19 protein-coding genes are annotated in these 19,523 nt (G+C 74.5%); 9 read left to right on the forward strand and 10 right to left on the reverse strand.

What is annotated here, in order from left to right:
• The first annotated feature begins 140 nt into the window (after positions 1–140).
• From EV384_RS09035 to ahcY, 5 genes are all read left to right on the forward strand, one after another.
• Positions 141–353, forward strand: coding sequence for a Trm112 family protein (locus EV384_RS09035; RefSeq protein ID WP_130331925.1), 213 nt, complete (start codon positions 141–143; stop codon positions 351–353).
• Complete coding sequence (locus EV384_RS09040) at positions 350–1,546, forward strand: SIS domain-containing protein (RefSeq protein WP_130331927.1); 1,197 nt, start codon at positions 350–352, stop codon at positions 1,544–1,546. The genes EV384_RS09035 and EV384_RS09040 overlap by 4 nt, the downstream gene beginning before the upstream one ends.
• Positions 1,543–2,544 (forward strand): cation diffusion facilitator family transporter, encoded by a 1,002-nt coding sequence (locus tag EV384_RS09045; protein WP_130331929.1) that lies wholly within the window; start codon positions 1,543–1,545, stop codon positions 2,542–2,544. Before EV384_RS09040 ends, EV384_RS09045 begins: the two co-directional genes overlap by 4 nt.
• A 2-nt stretch (positions 2,545–2,546) precedes the next feature.
• A complete protein-coding gene (manA, locus tag EV384_RS09050) occupies positions 2,547–3,698 on the forward strand; it encodes a mannose-6-phosphate isomerase, class I (RefSeq protein ID WP_130331931.1) in 1,152 nt (383 codons plus the stop codon).
• A gap of 281 nt (positions 3,699–3,979) precedes the next feature.
• Positions 3,980–5,479: an adenosylhomocysteinase gene (gene ahcY / locus EV384_RS09055; RefSeq protein ID WP_130331933.1), complete on the forward strand. Its 1,500-nt coding sequence runs from the start codon at positions 3,980–3,982 to the stop codon at positions 5,477–5,479.
• A 305-nt stretch (positions 5,480–5,784) separates the two neighbouring features.
• Here the strand turns inward: ahcY and EV384_RS34735 are convergent, their stop codons facing one another.
• The 3 genes from EV384_RS34735 to EV384_RS09065 are packed head-to-tail and all read right to left on the reverse strand — an operon-like array spanning position 5,785 to position 7,298.
• The gene (locus tag EV384_RS34735; protein ID WP_165439892.1) at positions 5,785–5,937 is read right to left on the reverse strand and encodes a hypothetical protein; all 153 of its coding nucleotides are present in this window, start codon (positions 5,935–5,937) and stop codon (positions 5,785–5,787) included.
• A 45-nt stretch (positions 5,938–5,982) separates the two neighbouring features.
• Positions 5,983–6,852, reverse strand: a complete 870-nt coding sequence (locus tag EV384_RS09060) for a tetratricopeptide repeat protein (RefSeq protein WP_130331935.1) — start codon at positions 6,850–6,852, stop codon at positions 5,983–5,985.
• On the reverse strand, positions 6,849–7,298 hold the full coding sequence (locus EV384_RS09065) for a hypothetical protein (RefSeq protein WP_130331937.1): 450 nt from the start codon (positions 7,296–7,298) through the stop codon (positions 6,849–6,851). Before EV384_RS09065 ends, EV384_RS09060 begins: the two co-directional genes overlap by 4 nt.
• Positions 7,299–7,469: 171 nt before the next feature.
• Between EV384_RS09065 and efeU the strand changes: the two genes are divergently transcribed.
• The 3 genes from efeU to efeB are packed head-to-tail and all read left to right on the forward strand — an operon-like array spanning position 7,470 to position 10,976.
• Entirely contained in the window at positions 7,470–8,465 is a 996-nt protein-coding gene (gene efeU / locus EV384_RS09070; RefSeq protein ID WP_130331939.1) for an iron uptake transporter permease EfeU, read from the forward strand.
• A gap of 28 nt (positions 8,466–8,493) precedes the next feature.
• Entirely contained in the window at positions 8,494–9,630 is a 1,137-nt protein-coding gene (efeO, locus tag EV384_RS09075; protein ID WP_130331940.1) for an iron uptake system protein EfeO, read from the forward strand.
• Positions 9,631–9,653: 23 nt separating this feature from the next.
• Positions 9,654–10,976, forward strand: a complete 1,323-nt coding sequence (gene efeB, locus EV384_RS09080; RefSeq protein ID WP_130331942.1) for an iron uptake transporter deferrochelatase/peroxidase subunit — start codon at positions 9,654–9,656, stop codon at positions 10,974–10,976.
• 16 nt (positions 10,977–10,992) lie between these two features.
• On the opposite strand, the gene EV384_RS09085 is transcribed toward efeB, so the two are convergent.
• Positions 10,993–12,063: an RDD family protein gene (locus EV384_RS09085; RefSeq protein WP_278045590.1), complete on the reverse strand. Its 1,071-nt coding sequence runs from the start codon at positions 12,061–12,063 to the stop codon at positions 10,993–10,995.
• Positions 12,064–12,104: 41 nt separating this feature from the next.
• Here EV384_RS09085 and EV384_RS09090 point away from each other — a divergent pair, with 41 nt between their 5' ends.
• Complete coding sequence (locus tag EV384_RS09090; RefSeq protein ID WP_130331944.1) at positions 12,105–13,124, forward strand: stage II sporulation protein M; 1,020 nt, start codon at positions 12,105–12,107, stop codon at positions 13,122–13,124.
• Here the strand turns inward: EV384_RS09090 and EV384_RS09095 are convergent.
• From EV384_RS09095 to EV384_RS09120, 6 genes are all read right to left on the reverse strand, one after another.
• Positions 13,079–14,137 carry an IS110 family RNA-guided transposase gene (locus EV384_RS09095; protein WP_130330084.1) on the reverse strand — a complete coding sequence of 353 codons (1,059 nt, stop codon included), beginning with the start codon at positions 14,135–14,137 and terminating at the stop codon, positions 13,079–13,081. The two genes, EV384_RS09090 and EV384_RS09095, sit on opposite strands and share 46 nt — an antisense overlap.
• A 250-nt stretch (positions 14,138–14,387) precedes the next feature.
• Positions 14,388–15,698 carry a DUF58 domain-containing protein gene (locus EV384_RS09100; RefSeq protein WP_130331946.1) on the reverse strand — a complete coding sequence of 437 codons (1,311 nt, stop codon included), beginning with the start codon at positions 15,696–15,698 and terminating at the stop codon, positions 14,388–14,390.
• Positions 15,695–16,684, reverse strand: a complete 990-nt coding sequence (locus EV384_RS09105) for an AAA family ATPase (protein WP_130331948.1) — start codon at positions 16,682–16,684, stop codon at positions 15,695–15,697. Before EV384_RS09105 ends, EV384_RS09100 begins: the two co-directional genes overlap by 4 nt.
• The gene (locus EV384_RS09110) at positions 16,681–18,060 is read right to left on the reverse strand and encodes a DUF4350 domain-containing protein (protein ID WP_130331950.1); all 1,380 of its coding nucleotides are present in this window, start codon (positions 18,058–18,060) and stop codon (positions 16,681–16,683) included. Before EV384_RS09110 ends, EV384_RS09105 begins: the two co-directional genes overlap by 4 nt.
• Positions 18,057–18,674: a DUF4129 domain-containing protein gene (locus EV384_RS09115; protein ID WP_130331952.1), complete on the reverse strand. Its 618-nt coding sequence runs from the start codon at positions 18,672–18,674 to the stop codon at positions 18,057–18,059. Before EV384_RS09115 ends, EV384_RS09110 begins: the two co-directional genes overlap by 4 nt.
• Positions 18,671–19,522, reverse strand: coding sequence for a hypothetical protein (locus tag EV384_RS09120; protein ID WP_130331954.1), 852 nt, complete (start codon positions 19,520–19,522; stop codon positions 18,671–18,673). The genes EV384_RS09115 and EV384_RS09120 overlap by 4 nt, the downstream gene beginning before the upstream one ends.
• Position 19,523 lies beyond the last annotated feature (1 nt).

The following is a 19,523-nucleotide window of genomic DNA, read 5'->3' on the forward strand; positions in this document are numbered from 1 at the left end:
GCGTGTGGTGCGGAGCGCAGCGCCGGGCGGCGGATGATCTGGTTCCGTGGCGCGGTGTCCGGCGCGGTTCGCCGATAAGATCGCGTGCGCCGGCCGGCACCGCCGACCGGTGAGACCGCATACGTGGAAGGAGCCGCGCCGTGGCCCTGGACCCGCAGTTGCTCGAGATTCTCGCCTGCCCGGACACGCATCACGCCCCCCTCGACTACGACGCGCAGGCCCAGACCCTGACCTGCACCGAGTGCGGTCGGATCTTCGAGGTCCGCGACGACGTGCCGGTGCTGCTGCTGGACGAGGCGCGCGGCGGGCCCGCGGCGGACGACGCGCGCGGCGGCTCCGCGCCGCAGCGGTGATGGAGGGTACGGCCGGGGTCAGCGGGCGCCGGCACGCAGACGAGGCGCTGCTGGACAATCCGGACGCGCTCGCCGAGCACGACCCGGGCGGCATGCTCCGGTTCACCGCCTCGGCCGGCGCCCAGGTGCGGGAGTCGGCCGCGCTGGCCGCCGAGGCCAACCTGGGCCTGCTCGCCGACGAGGGACGGCCGCGGGCGGTCGTCATCGCCGGCATCGGCACCGCCGGGCGGACCGGGGACGTGCTGGCCACGGTCGCGGGCCCGCGCTGCCCGGTGCCGGTCATCCCGCACCGCAGCGCCGGAGTGCCCGGCTGGGTCGGCGCGGCGGACGTGGTCATCGCGGTCAGCGCCTCCGGCCGCAGCCCCGAGGCGCTCGGCGCCGCCGAGGCCGCGCACCGGCGGGGCGCCCGGCTGGTCGCCGTCGGCGCCCCGGACTCCCAGCTCCAGTCGGTGGCCGAGCGGGCCCGGGCGCCGTTCATTCCGGTGCCCCGGCGTGCCCCGGCCCGGGCCAGTCTCTGGGCGCTCACCGTGCCGGTCCTGCTCGCCGCCCGTACGCTCGGGCTCGTGAAGGTCAACGAGGCGGACCTGGCCGAGACCGCGGCCCGGCTCGACGCGGACGCCGACCGGTGCCGCCCCACCGCCGAGTCCTTCGTCAACCCGGCGAAGTCCCTGGCCCTGGGCCTGGCCGGCTCGATCCCGATCGTCTGGGGGTCGTCCCCGCTGGCCACCGTGGCCGCCCGCCGGTTCGGCGACACGCTGTCGGCCAACGCCCGCTACCCGGTGGTCACCGGCGCGCTCGGCGAGGCCGGTCGCGGCCGCGTCGGCCTGCTCGACGGCGTCTTCGGCGGGCTGGTCGAGGGAGAGCGGGACATCTTCGCCGACCCGGACGAGCCCGACCCCGACGCCACCCGGCTGCGGCTGGTGCTGCTGCGCGACGGCGGGCTCAACGCCGACGACGACTCCGACGAGCCGCTCGCGGTCGAGGAGCGGCGGGCCGACGCCGTGCAGACCCTCGCCGAGCGGCGCGGCGTGCGCTGCGACGTGGTCACCGCCGAGGGCGGCTCCGCGCTGGAACGGCTCGCCTCGCTGATGGCGGTGCCGGACTTCGCCTCGGTCTACCTCGCCCTGGCACACGGGCTGGACCCGATGGCCGTCCCGGCCATCACGGAGATGAAGGAGCTGGCAAACCAGTGAGCGCAAATGGCGGGACGAAGGCGATCGTCGCCGCCCTGCTGGCCAACATCGGCATCGCCGTCACCAAGCTCATCGCCTGGATCCTGACCGGCTCCTCGTCGATGCTGGCCGAGTCGATCCACTCGGTCGCCGACTCGGGCAACCAGGGCCTGCTGCTGCTCGGCGGCCGCCGGGCCAAGCGGGAAGCGACCCCGCAGCACCCGTTCGGGTACGGCCGGGAGCGCTACATCTACGCGTTCATCGTCTCGATCGTGCTGTTCAGCGTCGGTGGCCTGTTCGCCCTCTACGAGGCGTACCACAAGGCGCAGCACCCGGAGCCGATCACCAGCTGGCAGTGGGTGCCGGTGACCGTCCTGGTGATCGCGATCGGGATGGAGACCTACTCCTTCCGCACCGCGATCAAGGAGTCCAACCTCATCCGGGGCAGCCAGTCGTGGGTGCGGTTCATCCGCCGGGCCAAGGCCCCCGAGCTTCCCGTGGTGCTGCTGGAGGACTTCGGCGCGCTGATCGGTCTGGTCCTCGCGCTCGTCGGCGTCGGGATGACCCTGATCACCGGCGACGGCATGTGGGACGCGGCCGGCACGGCGGCGATCGGTGTCCTGCTGGTCACCATCGCGATCGTGCTCGCCATCGAGACCAAGAGCCTGCTGCTCGGTGAGGGCGCCGAGCAGCACGACCTCGCGAAGATCGAGCAGGCCGTCACCGACGGTCCGGAGGTCGAGCGGATCATCCACATGAAGACGCTCTACCTCGGCCCGGAGGAGCTGATGGTGGCCGCGAAGATCGCCGTTTCGCCGTGCGACAGCGCCGAATCGCTGGCCCGGGGGATCAACGCCGTGGAGGCGCGGATCCGTACGGCCGTGCCGATCGCCCGGGTCATCTACCTGGAGCCGGACATCTACAGCGCGGCGGCGGACCAGGCCGGCACCGGCGCCGCGTCGCACACCGCGGTGCCCCAGTCGGAGACCGGCGAACAGGCCGATCACCCCGGGAGTTGAGCGTGGAACTGCTGCAGGGTCGGATCCGGGACTACGCCTGGGGCTCCCGCACCGCCATCGCCGAGCTGCAGGGCCGCCCGGTGCCGAGCGAGGGCCCGGAGGCCGAGCTGTGGCTGGGCGCCCACCCGAACGCCCCGGCCACCGTCGACCGGGACGGTGCCCCGGTCGACCTGACCGACCTGCTGGTCGCCGAGCCGGAGAACTGGCTGGGCGAGCGGCTGGTCGGCCGGTTCGGCATCCGGCTGCCGTTCCTGCTCAAGGTGCTCGCCGCGGACGCCCCGCTGAGCCTGCAGGCCCACCCGGACGCCGAGCAGGCCCGGGCCGGGCACGCCGCCGACGTGGAACGGGTCAACTACGTCGACCCGTTCCACAAGCCGGAGCTGCTGGTCGCGCTCTCGCCGTTCGAGGCGCTGTGCGGGTTCCGCGACCCGGCGGAGTCGGCCGCGGCGATCGCCGCGTTCGGCGTACCTGTGCTGGAGCCGGTCGTGGCCGCGCTGCGCGAGGGGCCGGCGGGGCTGCGGGAGGCCGTACGCCTGCTGTTGAGCTGGCCTCAGGCGGAGCGCGCCGGGCTGGTCGCGGCCGTGCTGACGGCGGAGACCGGCGGCCCGGACGCGGTGCTGGCCCGTGCGCTGGCCGTCGACTACCCGGCCGACCCGGGCGTGCTGGTGGCGCTGCTGCTGCACCACGTGCGGCTGGCCCCGGGCGAGGCGATCTGGATGCCGGCCGGCAACCTGCACGCCTACCTGCGCGGCACCGGCGTGGAGATCATGGCGGCCAGCGACAACGTGCTGCGCGGCGGGTTGACGCCCAAGCGGGTCGACGTGGACGAGCTGCTGCGGGTGCTGCGCTTCGAGGTGCTCGACGAGCCGGTCTTTCCGGCGGTCCCGGTGGCCCCCGGGGTGGTCACCTGGCCGGTGCCGGTGGACGACTTCGCGCTGCACCGGGTGCAGGTGGACGCGGGCACCCCGGAGGTGCGGCTGGCGGTGCCCGGGCCGCGGGTGGTGCTCTGCCGGGCCGGCAAGCTCGTCGTGGACGACGGGGTGGGCACGGTAACCCTCGGGGCGGGGCAGGCGGCGATCGGGACCGCGGCCGGCGGGCCGCTGGTCATCGGCGGCGGGGGCGAGGCGTACGTCGCCACCTGCGGCCTCTGCTGATCCACCCCCGCTCCGCGCTCGGCGCAAGTCCGACTTTCCCGAAATAGCTTGACGCGACCCTCGCTCGGTGTGACTCTATGGGTACGCAGCGTTGTCGCGACGAAGGTCCGGTAACGCGCGGGGGAACCAAACCGGGGGGATGCACGGGGCGGCCGGCTGGTGGATGGAAAGTCCGTCCACGACCGACCGCCCCGTGCGCTGTCCGCCGACCGGGCGGTGCTCCATCCGGCTGCGAGCGTAAGGTGGAAGGCTGCGCAGCACATCGTTCGACAGGAGCTTCCATGACCAGCACCCTCCCGGCTGCCCCCAGCGGCACGCCGTCCGAGGCCCGGCCGAGCACCCTCGCCGAGGGCGACTACAAGGTGGCGGATCTGTCGCTCGCCGAGTTCGGGCGCAAGGAGATCCAGCTCGCCGAGCACGAGATGCCCGGCCTGATGGCCATCCGGCGTGAGTTCGCCGAGGCGCAGCCGCTCGCCGGCGCCCGGATCACCGGCTCGCTGCACATGACCATCCAGACCGCCGTCCTGATCGAGACCCTGGTCGCGCTCGGCGCGCAGGTCCGCTGGGCGTCCTGCAACATCTTCTCCACCCAGGACCACGCTGCCGCCGCGATCGTGGTCGGCCCGAACGGCACCCCCGAGGCGCCGGCCGGCGTTCCCGTGTACGCCTGGAAGGGCGAGAGCCTGGAGGAGTACTGGTGGTGCACCGAGCAGGTGCTCACCTGGCCCGACGGCCACGGCCCCAACATGATCCTCGACGACGGCGGCGACGCCACGCTGCTCGTCCACAAGGGTGCCGAGTTCGAGAAGGCCGGGGTCGTCCCGCCGGTCGAGTCCGCCGACTCCGAGGAGTACGCGGTCATCCTCGGGCTGCTGCACCGCTCGCTCGCCGAGGACGGTCAGCGCTGGACCCGGATCGCCGCCGGCATCAAGGGCGTCACCGAGGAGACCACCACCGGCGTGCACCGGCTCTACGAGATGCACCGCGCCGGCACCCTGCTCTTCCCGGCCATCAACGTCAACGACTCGGTGACCAAGAGCAAGTTCGACAACAAGTACGGCTGCCGCCACTCGCTGATCGACGGCATCAACCGGGCCACCGACGTGCTGATCGGCGGCAAGATGGCCGTCGTCATGGGCTACGGCGACGTGGGCAAGGGCTGCGCCGAGTCGCTGCGCGGCCAGGGCGCCCGGGTCGTGGTGACCGAGGTCGACCCGATCTGCGCGCTCCAGGCGGCGATGGACGGCTACCAGGTCGCCACCCTGGACGACGTGGTGGAGCAGGCCGACATCTTCATCACCGCGACCGGCTGCTTCGACGTCATCACCAACGAGCACATGGCCCGGATGAAGCACCAGGCCATCGTCGGCAACATCGGCCACTTCGACAACGAGATCGACATGGCCGGCCTGGCCAAGCGCTCCGACGTCGAGCGGATCAACATCAAGCCGCAGGTCGACCTCTGGAAGTTCGCCGACGGTCACGCGATCATCGTGCTCTCCGAGGGTCGCCTGCTGAACCTGGGCAACGCCACCGGCCACCCGAGCTTCGTGATGTCGAACTCGTTCGCCAACCAGACGATCGCCCAGATCGAGCTCTTCACGAAGACCGAGGAGTACCCGATCGGTGTCTACGTGCTCCCCAAGCACCTGGACGAGAAGGTCGCCCGGCTGCACCTGGGGGCGCTCGGCGCCAAGCTGAGCACCCTCACCAAGGAGCAGGCCGCCTACCTGGGCGTGTCCCAGGAGGGCCCGTTCAAGCCGGAGCACTACCGCTACTGATCGACACCCGGAACCGGGTCGGCCGCACGCGCGGCCGACCCGGTTCCGTCTTTCCGGCCTGTCGGCCGGCCGGCGGTGTGCGGGCCGGCGGTGTGCGGACGGCTACTAGGGCGAGGGCATGTGTCTTCGGCAGCGATATACCTGAGAGGCATAAATATGACTCTCAGGTATATCGCTCGTCGGCCATATGCTCCCGGGGGCCGCGAGCCGTTTGGCGCTGGCGTCTGGCGCGGTGGAAAGCGGCGGCCGGTGCGGGACGGCTGCACGGGCCTGGGACGGTGAGCGTCAGCTCGGGTCGGGCCGCCTCAGCCCGGGCCTCGGCGGGTCGGGCGGATCCAGGTCCAGACGCACCAGGCGAGCCAGGCCAGCGAGACGGCGGTGGCCAGCGGACGCAGCCGCAGGGCGCTGAGCAGCAGCACCAGGGCCAGCACGGCCAGCCAGGGCAGCAGACCCTTCACGGCCGCCCTCCCGGGGTGGCCCTCACGGCCGCCGTCCCGGGTGGCTCACGACCGCCACCGGCCGCGTACCAGGCGGCGGACCAGGGGCGGGGCGATCCAGGACCAGAGGCAGTAGAGCAGCCAGCCGAGCGCCACGACGAGCGCGGGGATGTAGAGCTTGGCCAGGTTGAGTACGGCGATGCTGCCCACCGCGATCAGCCACATGCGGATGCCCAGCCGGTAGAGCGGCCGCAGCGGGAGCAGCAGCGGATGGGTGTAGACGCGGGTCTCCCAGGCCGCGTCGGCGTAGTCCGGGTCGTTCGGGTCGTGCGCGACCGCCCGGCCGAAGGAGCGGTGTGCGTCCACGATCCGGCCGCGCTCCACGGCGATCCCGCCGTGCATGGCCAGCGCCACCGGATGTTCCGGATACCGACCGAGGAACTCCCGGGCCACCCGCTCGGCCGCCCGGTCGTCGCCGCGGGCGTACGCGAGCTGGACGCGGCTGGCGTAGACGGCCGGGCTCTCGGGCGCCAGCTCGGCGGCGCGGGCGAGCAGGCGGCTCGCCTTGTCGGTCTGGCCGACCGTGACGCAGAGGTCGGCGTACTGGCAGAGCAGCCACGGGTCCTGCGGTTCGAGTGCCAGCGCGTCGAGCAGCGCCCGCTCGGCCGGGGCGAAGGCGCCCTGACTCCGGAGCGCGACGCCCAGCCGGCCGAGCAGCTCGGCGTCCGGCCCGACCTCGGCCAGCCCCTGCCGGGCCACCTCGGCCACCTCGTCCCAGCGGTCCAGCGTGCTGAGCGCCAGCGCCCGCAGCCGGTACGCGTGCCGGTCGGTGGCCACCGACCCGGGCAGCCGGCCCAGCTCCTCCAGCGCCTGCTCCGGCCGGTTCATCTCGAGCAGGCCGACCACCCGGGCGAGCTGGTCCACCTCTGCGGTCACCGGAGCGCCGCCGCGACCACGATGAGGACCGCCTCGATGATGCCGAGCCCCAGCGCCGCCGCGATCCCCGGCTTCACCAGCGAGGCCGGCGCGCCGCCGCGCATCTCGTACGTGCGGAACAGGCCCTTCTGTGTCAGGTTGGCCACCGCCCAGACCAGTACGCCGGAGAGGGCCCCGACCAGCCGGGCCGACCCCGACGTGCGGCCGTCGAGCAGCACCACGGTGATCACCAGCCGGGCGACGAGGGCGGCCGCTCCGGTGCCGGCGATCGCCAGGGTGGCCCCGGTGGGCAGGCGGAGCCGGCGGGCGTTGACCAGGGCCAGCACGGTGGCCGCGAGTGCCCCGCCGAAGACCGCGGGGTAGACCAGCGAGCCGGGCCGCCAGGGCGGGCGGCGCTCGGCGTACGCGGCGGGGGTGATGGTGGGGGTGAAGAGGTCATCGGCCACGGTCGTTCCTGTCTGAGGGGCTGGGCGGGATCCTGCCACAGCCGGCCATCTGCCGGATGCCCCGTGTGCAGGGTGACGTTGCCATGAACGACTTGACGGCGGGTCGGATCAGTAGGAAGGTATGGCTGCCCTAAGTTAACTGAGGCGTGCCTAACTGATCACGGAGTACCGATGTTCGCCACGTACCTGATCGGCCTGCGGGAAGGCCTAGAAGCGACCCTCGTGGTCAGCATCCTGGTCGCGTTCCTCGTGAAGTCGCAGCGACGGGACAGGCTGCCGCAGGTCTGGGCCGGCGTCGGACTGGCCGTGGTGCTGTCGGTCTTCTTCGGCTGGCTGATCGAGTACACCTCGACCTCGCTGCTGGCCCGCTCCGAGGACCGTGAGCTGTTCGAGGCGGTCACCTCGGTCGCGGCCGTCGTCTTCGTGACCTGGATGATCTTCTGGATGCGCAAGGCCGCCCGGACGATCGCCGGTGAGCTGCGCGGCAAGCTCACCGAGGCGCTCGCGGTCGGCTCCCTCGCGGTGGCCGGCATGTCCTTCCTCGCGGTGATCCGGGAAGGGCTGGAGACGGCGCTGATCTTCTACTCGGCCGCCCAGAGCGCCGCCGGCGGCGCCGGACGTGGACCGTTGCTCGCGCTGCTCGGCGGCATCGCCACCGCGGTGGTGATCGGCTTCCTGCTCTACCGCAGCGCTCTGAAGATCAACCTGAGCAAGTTCTTCACCTGGACCGGCGCGCTGCTCATCCTGGTCGCCGCCGGCATCCTCAAGTACGGCGTGCACGACTTCCAGGAGGCCGGCGTGCTGCCCGGCCTGAACAACCTGGCCTTCGACATCTCCTCGGTGCTCGACCCCAGCACCTGGTACGCGGCGCTGCTCGGCGGCATGTTCAACATCACCGCCACCCCGAGCGTGCTGGAGATGGCGGCCTGGGTCGCCTACGCGGTGCCGGTGCTGGTGCTCTTCCTCCGCAAGCCGGCCGCCCCGACCAAGCTCGCCGCCACCCCGGCCACCGCCGCCCCGGCCACTGCCACCCCGGCCACTGCCACCCCGGCCACGCCCGCCGCCGCCCCGACGGACGCCGCCCCGGCGACGACCGGCGAGCCGACGGCCGCCGTCCCGGCCGAGCCCGTCACCGACGCCCCGGCCTCCGCGCGCCAGCGCGCCTGATCCGCCTTCTCGAGGAGAGACAGCTCTGATGCGTACCACCCGTTTCGCCGTGCTCGCCGCCGCCGGCGTGCTGGCCGTCACCGGCGTCACCGCCTGCAGCAACGACACCGAGGGGAAGTCGGCCGCCAAGGCCGGCAACGCGGTGAAGGTCAAGGCCACCGATACCGCCTGCGAGGTGGACGTCACCGAGCTGGCCGCCGGTCAGGCCACCTTCTCGGTGACCAACTCCGGCAGCAAGGTCAACGAGTTCTACGTCTACGCGGCCGGCGACCGGGTGATGGGCGAGGTCGAGAACATCGCCCCCGGGCTGAGCCGCGAGCTGCGCGTCGAGCTGCCCGCCGGCACGTACGAGACCGCCTGCAAGCCGGGGATGAGCGGGCGCGGCATCCGCGGCGCTCTGAAGGTCAGCGGCACCGCCGCGAGCGTCGCCCCGGACGCCGCGCTGGGCCAGGCCACCGCCAGCTACCAGCGGTACGTGACCAGCCAGACCGCCGCGCTGCTGACGAAGACCGAGGAGTTCGTGGCCGCGGTCAAGGCCGGCGACGTGGCGAAGGCGAAGGCCCTGTACCCGGTGGCCCGCACCTACTGGGAGCGGATCGAGCCGGTAGCGGAGATCTTCGGCGACCTGGACCCGAAGATCGACGGCCGGGAAGAGGTCATCGAGGAGGGCATGGCGTTCACCGGCTTCCACCGCATCGAGAAGGACCTCTGGACGACCGGCGACATCAGCAAGGACGGCCCGATCGCCGACCAGCTGCTGGCCGACATCAAGGAGATCGTGGCCAAGGCCAACGCCGAGAAGCTCAACCCGCTCCAGCTCGCCAACGGCGCCAAGGAACTCCTCGACGAGGTGGCCAGCGGCAAGATCACTGGCGAGGAGGACCGCTACTCGCACACCGACCTCTGGGACTTCAGCGCCAACCTGGAGGGCTCGAAGGCCGCCATCGCCGCACTCCGCCCCGCTCTGGAGCAGCGCTCTCCCGAGCTGGTCAAGCAGCTCGACACCGAGTTCGCCAACGTCGAGGCGACGCTCGGCAAGCACCGCGCGGGCGACGGCTGGAAGCTGCACACCGCGCTCAGCAAGACCGAGCTGAAGGAACTGTCGGACAGCATCAACGCCCTTGCCGAGCCGATCAGCAAGGTAGCCGCGGTCGTCGCCCGGTGACGACCAACCCCGGAGGTGCAGCGATGAGCGAGCAGAACACCACTGGTGAGGCGCCGTCCGCCGACGCGCCGCGCGGGACGACGCTGTCCCGGCGCCGGGCCATCACCCTGGCCGGCGTCGGGGTCGCCGGAGTGGCCGGCGTCGCGGCCGGCGCGGGCGCGCTGGTCCGGGGCTCGGACCACGCGGAGGCGAACGAGGGCGTCGCCGCCAGTGCCGTGCCGTTCCTCGGCGCGCACCAGGCCGGCATCACCACCCCGGCCCAGGACCGGCTGCACTTCGTCGCGTTCGACGTGATCACCAAGGATCGGGCCCGGCTGGTCTCGCTGCTGCAGGAGTGGACGGCCGCCGCCGCCCGGATGACCGCCGGAAAGGACGCCGGGCTGATCGGCGCGGTCGGTGGCATGCCGGAGGCGCCGCCGGACGACACCGGCGAGGCGCTCGGGCTGCCCCCGTCGCAGCTCACCCTCACCGTCGGCTTCGGCCCGACGCTCTTCCGCGACGCCCAGGGCAAGGACCGGTTCGGCATCGCGGACAAGCGGCCGGCCGCGCTGGCCGACCTGCCGCACTTCGCCGGGGACGCGCTGCGCCCCGAGATCTCCGGCGGGGACATCTGTGTCCAGGCCTGCTCCAACGACCCGCAGGTGGCGGTGCACGCCATCCGTAACCTGGCCCGGATCGGCATGGGCGTGGTCAGCGTCCGCTGGTCGCAGCTCGGCTTTGGGCGTACCTCGTCGACCTCGCGGGACCAGGCCACCCCGCGCAACCTCTTCGGCTTCAAGGACGGCACCGCCAACCTCAAGGCCGAGGACGCCGGGCTGCTGCGCGAGCAGCTCTGGGCCCAGCCGGGCGACGGACCGGACTGGATGACCGGCGGGTCGTACCTGGTCACCCGCAAGATCCGGATGCTGATCGAGACCTGGGACCGAACCTCGCTGGTCGAGCAGGAGCAGATCGTCGGCCGGACCAAGGGCAGCGGCGCGCCGCTGGGCAAGCGCGCCGAGTTCGACGAGCCGGACTTCGCCGTGAAGGGCGACGACGGGGAGCCGGTGATCGCCGAGGCCGCGCACGTCCGGCTCGCCCACCCGACCCAGAACGACGGCGCCCGCCTGCTGCGCCGCGGCTACAACTTCGTGGACGGCTCCGACGGGCTGGGGCGGCTCGACGCCGGTCTCTTCTTCATCGCCTACCAGCGGGACCCGCGCAAGCAGTTCGTGCCGATTCAGACCCGGCTGTCCCGGCACGACGCGATGAACGAGTACCTGCGCCACGTCTCCAGCGGCGTGTTCGCCTGCCCGCCGGGCGTCCGCGACGCCGCCGACCACTGGGGACGCGCGCTCTTCGGCTGACGCCGGCCGGGGCCGGTCAGCCGGCCGGGTGCTCGGCGTCGACCGGGGCGGGCTGCGCGCGTACCGGATCGGGCTGGGTGGGGACGGCGAGCGCCGGCGCGGTCGCCGCCGGCGCGGTCGTCGCCGGCGCGGTCGCCGCCGGCGCGGTCGCCGCCGGCGCGGTCGCCGCCGGCGCGGTCGCCGCCGGCGGCGGCGCCGCCGGCGGCGGCGCCGCGACCGGCGACGTGGTCAGCTCGGGCCAGAGCATCGCGGCGACCCCGCGGGTACGCCGCAGCCGGTCCACGGCCCGACGGTGCCGCTCGGCCAGCACCGCGGCCAGGTAGACGGATTCCGGCGCGGCCCACGGCGGCGGCGGGGTGATCACGGCGCCCACCTCGGCCCAGAGTTCGCGCCCCAGCCGGGCCCGCTCCGGCTCCACCAGCTGGTGCACCCGGCCCAGGTACTGCCGGGCGGCCAGGGCCAGCCCGTCGTCCAACCGGGTCAGGTCCAGGGTGTGCGCCCAGCCGAGCAGCGCCGGGACGGCCAGCGGGACCGGCCGCCACACCGCCGCGCCCCGGGTGTGCACGACCATCGTGCCGGCCACCAGGTCGCCGAGCCGCCGCCCGCGCGGGTCGGTCAACATCACCGTCACGCTCGCCACCCAGCTCAGCAGCGGCAGCACCAGCCCCGGCCACTCCACCGCGACGCCCACCAGGGCCCGGGTCAGCGACTGCCCGACCCCGACCGGACCGCCGTCGGCGCGGACCACCCGCAGGCCCACCGCCAGCTTGCCGATCGTCCGGCCGCCGACGAAGCGTTCCATCAGCACCGGATACCCGACCAGCACCAGGACCAGCAGCACCGTCTGCAACGCGCCCGTCAGGGCGGCGTCCACGATCGCGGTGGGCAGGAAGAGCAACAGCAGGGACAGCCCGGCCGAGAGCGCCGCCGCCAGGACCACCTGGACTAGCAGGTCGATCAGCAGGGCGAGCACCCGGGAGCCGAGCCGGGCCGCCCGGACGTCCAGCTCCACCGCCTCGCCACTGACCAGGCCCGCGTCGGCCCACCGGTCCGCGGACCGCGCCGGTGCGGGAGGTTGCGCTCTCACCCGGACAGTGAACACTATGGGCGCCGGACGGGGGAGGACGAGTGGATCTCGACGCGTACGTGGCGGAGCACGGCGCCGAGTGGCGGCGGCTGGAACAACTCTCCGGCCGGCGCCGCCTCGACGCCGCCGAGGTCGACGAGCTGGTCGCGCTGTACCAGCGGGCGGCCACCCACCTCTCCGTGCTGCGCAGCCGCTCACCCGACCCGGCGCTGGTCAACCGCCTCTCCCACCTGGTGCTGGCGGCCCGGGCCCGGATCACCGGCCGGCCCCGGCCCTCCTGGGCGGCGGTGCGCCGGTTCCTCGTCGCCGACCTGCCGGCCGCCCTCTACCGGGCCTGGCCCTGGTGGTGCGGAGTGGCCACCGCGTTCAGCGCCCTCAGCGGTTTCCTCATCTGGTTCGTCGCCGGGCACCCGGAGACCGCCGCCGCGTTCATCGGCGATGAGGCCGCCGCCGACCTGGTGGAATCCGGCTTCGCCGGTTACTACACGGAGTTCGCCGCGCCCACCTTCGCCTTCCACCTCTGGACGCACAACGCCTGGATCGCCGCCCAGTGCCTCGCCGCCGGGGTGCTGGTGCTGCCGGTGTTCTACCTGCTCTGGCAGAACGCGCTGAACCTCGGCGTGGTCGGCGGGGTGATGGTCGCCTACGACCGGGCGGACGTCTTCTTCGGCCTGATCACCCCGCACGGGCTGCTGGAGCTGACCGGGATCTTCGTCGCCGCCGGGGTCGGCCTGCGGACCGGGTGGGCGTGGATCGCGCCGCCGGCCCACCTCAGCCGCGGTCGGGCGGTCGCCGCCGCCGGCCGCTCCGCCATCGTGGTCGCCGTCGGCCTGGTCGGGCTCTTCGCCGTGTCGGCGCTGCTGGAGGCGTTCGTGACCCCGGCGCCCGTGCCGGTCGCCGTCCGCATCGCGATCGGCGCCGCCGTGTGGCTGGCCTTCCTGGCGTACGCGCTGCTGCTCGGTCGGTACGCGGCCACCCGCCCCGCGGCGGGGCCGGCCGAGGCGGCTGGACGCTCCTATGCCGCGTCAAGTGGTTGGGGCGGGGTTTCCAGGCGTCGGTAGATTTCGCGGGCGACGTAGCGTTTGAGGCAGCGTTTAATCTCGCGGTCGGTTTTGCCTTGGGCGCGGCGGCGGTCGGCGTAGGCGCGGGTGCGTTCGTCGCGTTGTAGCCGGGTCAGGACGATGGTGTGCAGGGCGCGGTTGAGTTGGCGGTCGCCTGAGCGGTTGAGCCGGTAGCGGACGGTCTTTCCCGACGAGGCGGGAATCGGCGCGGCGCCGGCGAGCATGGCGAACGCGGCGTCGTCGCGGCAGCGCCCGGGGTGGGACCAGGCGGTGAGCACGGTGGCGGCGACGATCGGTCCGACGCCGGTGAGGGTGAGAAGGTCCGGTCGCCAGGTGCGGACGATCGCGCGGATCGCCTTTTCGTGGTCGGCGGCTTCGGCTTCGAGGAAGCGGACGCGGCGGGCGAGGTCCCGCAGCACGGTCAGGCAGGTGAACACGTCAACATTTGCGCTGGTGGTAGGGCGCAGTCGGGTGGCGGTGGTGAGCATGATCCGGGTGCTCTGGCCGCGGAAGCGGGCCCGCACCACCTCAGGAGCGGTGATCACCAACGCGTGCAGCTGCCGCTGGGCGTCGGCGCTGGCTTCCACGGCCGCCCGGCGGGCGGTCAGCCGCACCTGCAGCGCTGCTCGTTGCGCCCCGGTCTTGGGCTGAGCCAGCCGCGTGCGGGCCAGGGCGTCGCGAGCGGCGCGTTCGGCGTCGATCGGGTCGGACTTCGCCCCGGCGCGGCGGGCCGGGCGCAGCGGACGGTCCAGTTCGACGACCAGTTCACCGGCGTCGGCCAGGTGCCGGGCCAGGCCGGCGCCGTAGCCACCGGAGCCTTCCAGCGCCCAGGCCCGCAGCCCCGAATGCTGCTCGGCCAGGGCCACCAGTTGCGCGTAGCCATCCGGATCGGTGGCGACCGTGGCCCTGGCCAGCACCCCGCCGGTGCGGGTATCCAGTAGCGCGGCGGTGTGGGTGTCTTTGTGGGTGTCGACGCCGATGACGACCTCGACCAGATCTGCCAGCATGGACATGCGTTCTCTCCTCACCGTGGGGACGCAAGGGTCCGGTCCGGTGCGGAGATGGCAGGACTGTGATGAGACACGCCAGCCGCTAACTGGCGGTCAAGCTCCTGATCAGGCCAACGTCTCCCGCCGGGCCGGCGCCGGCAGCAGCAGGCGGACAAGTCCCGCCAAAGGCACGAAGCCAGTCAGAGCAAGAGTCACGCCCGCCACCACCAGCTGTCAGCTCACCACTGCTGAACCGACCCCGCCACCCTCACAGTCAGAGCTGGCCGAGCGCCTTGAGCCGCAGGTAGGTGTCGGCGACCGTCGGGGCCAGCCGGTCGGCGGGGGCGTCCACGACGGTCACGCCGTGCCGGGCCAGGGCGGCGCGGACCCGGTCCCGCTCGGCCAGCGCCCGCCAGGCCGCCGCGGCGGCGTACGCGCCGTCCGGCCCGCTCGGCGGGTCGGTGGTGAGCCCGGTCAGCACCGGGTCGTGGGTCGCGGCGATCACCACCCGGTGACGGGCGGCGAGCCGGGGCAGCACGGGCAGCAGCCCCTCGCCGAGCGCACCGGCCTCCAGTGCGGTGAAGAGCACCACCAGGCTGCGCTGCCGTTCCCGGCGTAGCACCTCACCGGCGATCAGCTCGAAGTTCGTCTCCACCAGCGCCGGCTGGAGCGGGGCGACCGCGTCGACCAGCCGGGAGAGCAGGGCGGGGCGGCCGGTGCCGGTCACCGTCGCCCGGACCGCCGCGTCCGCCGCGATCAGGTCGACCCGGTCACCGGCCCGGGCGGCGAGCGCGGTGAGCAGCAGGGCCGCGTCGATGGCCGTGTCCAGCCGCGGCTCGTCGCCGACCCGTACGGCGGAGGTCCGGCCGGTGTCCAGGACGCAGACCAGGCGCCGGTCCCGCTCCGGCCGCCAGGTGCGGACCAGCACGTCGGCACGGCGCGCGCTGGCCCGCCAGTCGATCGAGCGCACGTCGTCGCCGACCACGTACTCGCGCAGGGTGTCGAACTCGGTGCCCTGGCCGCGGCCCCGGCTGACCTGGATGCCGTCGATGATCCGCAGCCGGGCCAGCTTCTCGGGCAGGTGCCGCCGGGAGTCGAAGCGGGGCAGCACGCGCAGCGTCCACGGTGGCGTGCCGGGGCGGCCGGCGCGCTGCCGGAAGGCCAGCCGCAGCGGCCCGAAGGAGCGTACGGTCAGCGCCGCCGCCGGCCGGTCGCCGCGCCGGGCCGGGGTGAGCCGGACGGGGAGCGCGGCGGTGTCGCCCGCCGCGACAAGCAGCACCCGCTGCGGCGGTACGTCCGGCCGGGCGCCCGCCGACGGCACCCAGGCGTCGCGCACCTGGGCGCGCAGCGTACGGCCGGAGGTGTTCGCCAGGTGCAGCGTGACGGTGGCGGTGCCACCCAGCCGGACCGTCCGGTCCCCGGAGCGGGTGGCGCCGACCGCGTGCAGCGGCGCGGCCAGCGCCCAGTCGGCGGCGACCAGCAGCAGCACCAGGCCGGTCATCACCGCCACGCCCAGGAACGGCGCCGGCCAGGCCGGCAGGGTCAGCGCGCCCGCACCGAGCAGCAGCGCCGCCCGCCAGGTCATCGCGGCGTCGGCACGGTGGCGAGCACCGTGTCCAGCACCGCGTCGACGCTCACGCCCTCCAGCTCGACCTCCGGGCGGAGCCGGAGCCGGTGGCGCAGGGTGGGCCGGGCGACCGCCTTGACGTCGTCGGGGACGACGTGGTCGCGGCCGGCCAGCCAGGACCACGCCTTCGCCGTGTTGAGCAGGGCGGTGGCGCCGCGCGGCGAGGCGCCCAGCTCCAGCGCCGGGGTGTTCCGGGTGGCCCGGCAGAGGTCCACGAGGTAGCCGAAGAGCGGCTCGGCCACGTGCACCCGGCGGACCGCCTCGCGGGCGGCGGCCAGGTCGGCCGCGGTGGCCACCGGGCGTACGCCGGCCGCCCGCAGGTCGCGCGGGTCGAAGCCGGCGTGGTGCGCGCGGAGCACGCCCAGCTCTTCGTCCCGGCTGGGCAGCGGCACGGTGAGCTTGAGCAGGAACCGGTCGAGTTGCGCCTCGGGCAGGGGATAGGTGCCCTCGTACTCGATCGGGTTCTGGGTGGCCGCGACGATGAACGGGTCGGGCAGCGGCCGCCGCACGCCCTCGACGGAGACCTGCCGCTCCTCCATCACCTCCAGCAGCGCCGACTGGGTCTTCGGCGGAGTCCGGTTGATTTCGTCGGCGAGCAGCAGGTTGGTGAAGACCGGCCCCTCCCGGAAGGTGAACGCGGCGGTGTGCGGGTCGAAGATCAGCGACCCGGTCACGTCGCCGGGCATCAGGTCCGGGGTGAACTGGACCCGCTTGGAGTCCAGGTCCAGGGCGGTTGCCACGGTCCGGATGAGCAGGGTCTTGGCCACCCCGGGCACCCCCTCCAGCAGCACGTGTCCGCGGCAGAGCAGGGCGATCACCAGGCCGGTGACCACCGCGTCCTGCCCGACGACCGCCTTGGCCACCTCGGCCCGCAGCCGGTGCAGGGCCGCGCGGGCGTCGTGCTGTTCGCCGGCTGGCGCGGCGGCGGTAACGGGTCCGGTCACCGGGGATCTCCTTCGGTCGGATGGTCGGGTCGGGGGGCGACCGTACGGGTCAGCCGGTCCAGCGCGCGGGCCAGCTCCGCCAGCTCCCGGTCGGTGGCCGGTTCGTCGCCGTGGAGCAGCTCCGCCGCCCGGTCGGGGTCGAGGCCGGTGTGCGCGGCGACCCGGGCGGCCACCTCGGCGGCCGGCGTGTCGGGCGGCAGGTTGAGCCGGGGCAGCAAACGGTCCCGCGCGGCGGCGCGCAGCGTCTCGGCGGCCGGGCCGCGGGCGCCCGCGCGCCGGTAGAGCCGGGCCCGCCCGAGCACGGTCTCGGCGGAGCGGACGGTCACCGGCAGCGGCTCCGGCACGGGTGGGCCGAGCCGCCGGGCCCGCCAGAGCACCACCAGCAGGCCGGCGAGCGCGAGCTGGACGAGCAGCGCCCAGAACCAGACCGGGAAGGCGGACCAGAGCGGGTTCTCCCGCTGCTGCCCGCCGTCGGCCCGGTCGTCGTCCGGCGGACTGCCGTCCTGCTGGTCGGGGTCCCGGCCCGGCCGGCCGCCGCTCCCCGGCTGGCCGTCCCCCTTCGGCCCGGCGGCGCCGCCCGGCGACGGCGACCAGGCGGGCTCGCCGTCGGTGCCGTCCCCGACGGTCGGTGCGGGCGCCGGGCCGTCCAGGTCGAGCCAGACCAGCGGGCGGGGCCCGCCGAGCAGGCCGGTGGCGAGGGCCAGGTTGCCGTACTCGTCGATCCGGTCGTTGCGGAACGGGTCGCTGGCCCCGATCACCACGACCTCGGTACGCCAGGGCACCCACACCAGCCCGCCCCCATAGCAGCGGGTGGCCGACCAGCTGGCCGGGGTCGTGTACCGCTGCCGGTCGGCGGCGGCGGTGCCGGCGCGGGTCACCTCGGGCAGGGCGCAGGGGTGACCGTCGGCGTCCGGCGGGGTGGCCCGGGTGGCCCAGCGGCGGTCGCCGGGCGTCATTGGCAGGCCGAGCCCCTCCAGCACCCGGCGGGACGGGTCGACCAGCACCAGGCGGCTGCCGGCGGGCAGGTCGTCCAGGGCGGCGACGGTGTCCGCGTGGACCAGCTCCGGCGCCGGCACGAAGAGGGTGGCGGGACCCGGCCGGGCGGCCAGCAGCGCCCGCAGGGTGTCGGTCTCCCGGCGTACGGTCACGCCCTGCCCGCGCAGCGCCTCGGCGAGCCGGCTGCCCCCGTCGTCCCCGGTGGCGACCGGGGAGAGGAACCCGTGGTCGGCGGGGTCGGGCTGGTCGACGGCGTGGGCCACCACGGTGGCCACGATCAGCAGCAGGGCCAGCCCGAGCGGGATCAGCACCCGGTGCCGGCGGCGGGCGCGGCGGGGCGGTCGCTGGACGGTGGGCGGCGCCGCGAGGGTGTCGGTCACGGCCGATCACCGCCCCCCATGTCGGCGGTCAGCTCCCGGTGCAGGTCGGCGGCGAGTTCGCGCATCCGGCGGTCGTGCTCGGGGGTGGCCGGGCGCTGGGCGTACCAGAGGTCGGAGAAGATCGCCCCGGCGGCGTGCAGGACGGGGTGCACCCGGGGTCGGCCCCGGGCCGCCGCCGCGGTCAGTTCGGTGACGGTCATCCCGGGGCGGTGCTCGACCACCCGCCGGGCGACCAGTTCGCGGACCATGTCGCGCAGCCGCTCCCGGACCGACTCGGCGTACCGGCCCTCGGCGGCGAGGCGGTCGGCGAGCGAGGCGGCTCCGGCGGCGGCCCGTTCCGGCTCGGCGGCCCGGGGTGCGGGCACGGCGGCGGCCGCCGCGGCGGTCCGCGCGGGGCGACGCCGGCGGCGGGGCAGCCGGAGCCGGGGCAGCCGCCAGCGGGGGAGCCGCGGTCGGGGCAGCCGCAGCCGGGGGAGCCGGCGGGGTACCCAGGCCGGGAAGAAGTACCAGGCCAGCGCGGCGAGCAGGGCGGCGAGCACCAGCAGCAGGGCGGCGAGCGGCAGCGGGACGAGGTCGCCGAGCGTGGCCGCGGCCTCGGTCCACCACCGGCTCATCGCCGCACCGCCAACAGGAGCGGCTCCGGCGCGCCGGCCGGGGCGCGAGAGAGCCGGATGTCCAGGCCCTCGGTCCGCATCCGGGTCTCCAGGTGCAGCACCGCGTCGAGGCAGGCCAGCGCCGGGTAGGCGACGGCGTTCACGCCGACCCACGCCGCCGTGGCCACCGGCAGGGCCCACGCCGGGTCGGTCAGGTCCACCAGCGCCAGCAGCAGGAGGCCGTAGAAGACGCCGAGCCCGATGCCGAGCCGGATGAGCCACCAGCCCAGGTAGCCGAGCAGCCGGATGCCGGCCGCCCGCCCGCCGGAGCGGACCGCCAGCGCCAGCGCGCGCAGCGGTGCCCCGTACGCGGGGAGCCGGTCCACCACCAGCGCGGGGACGACCGCGCCGAGCAGCCCGTACGCGACGAACCAGACCGGCCCGAGCAGCGCCGCGACCAGTACGCCGAGCCCGACCGCCAGCGCGAGCCCGATGGTGGCCCCCCACCGGGCGCCGGCGGGCCGCAGCAGCTCGCGCGGCCCGGCCCGGCGGCCCAGCAGCGCCGCCCCGGCGCCCCGGGCGGCCGGGTTGCCGAGCAGCGCGATGATCGACGCCTCGATGGCCGCGCCCACCGCGAGCAGCAGCCAGTACCAGCCGAACCGTCCGGCATCGAGCCAGTACTCCGGCGGTCGCGCGTCGGCCAGCACCCGCAGCGGCTGCAGCAGCAGCTGCTCGCCGAGCGCCAGCGGGACGGCGAGCGGGACCAGCAGCCGGGCCTGGCCGCGCAGCAGCAGCACCGCCGAGTCCAGCAGCTCGCCCACCGTCAGCGGGCGGCGCGGCAGCACGGCGGTCGGGCCGACGTCGGGCACG

The organism is Micromonospora kangleipakensis (assembly GCF_004217615.1).
Taxonomy (GTDB): Bacteria; Actinomycetota; Actinomycetes; order Mycobacteriales; family Micromonosporaceae; genus Micromonospora; species Micromonospora kangleipakensis.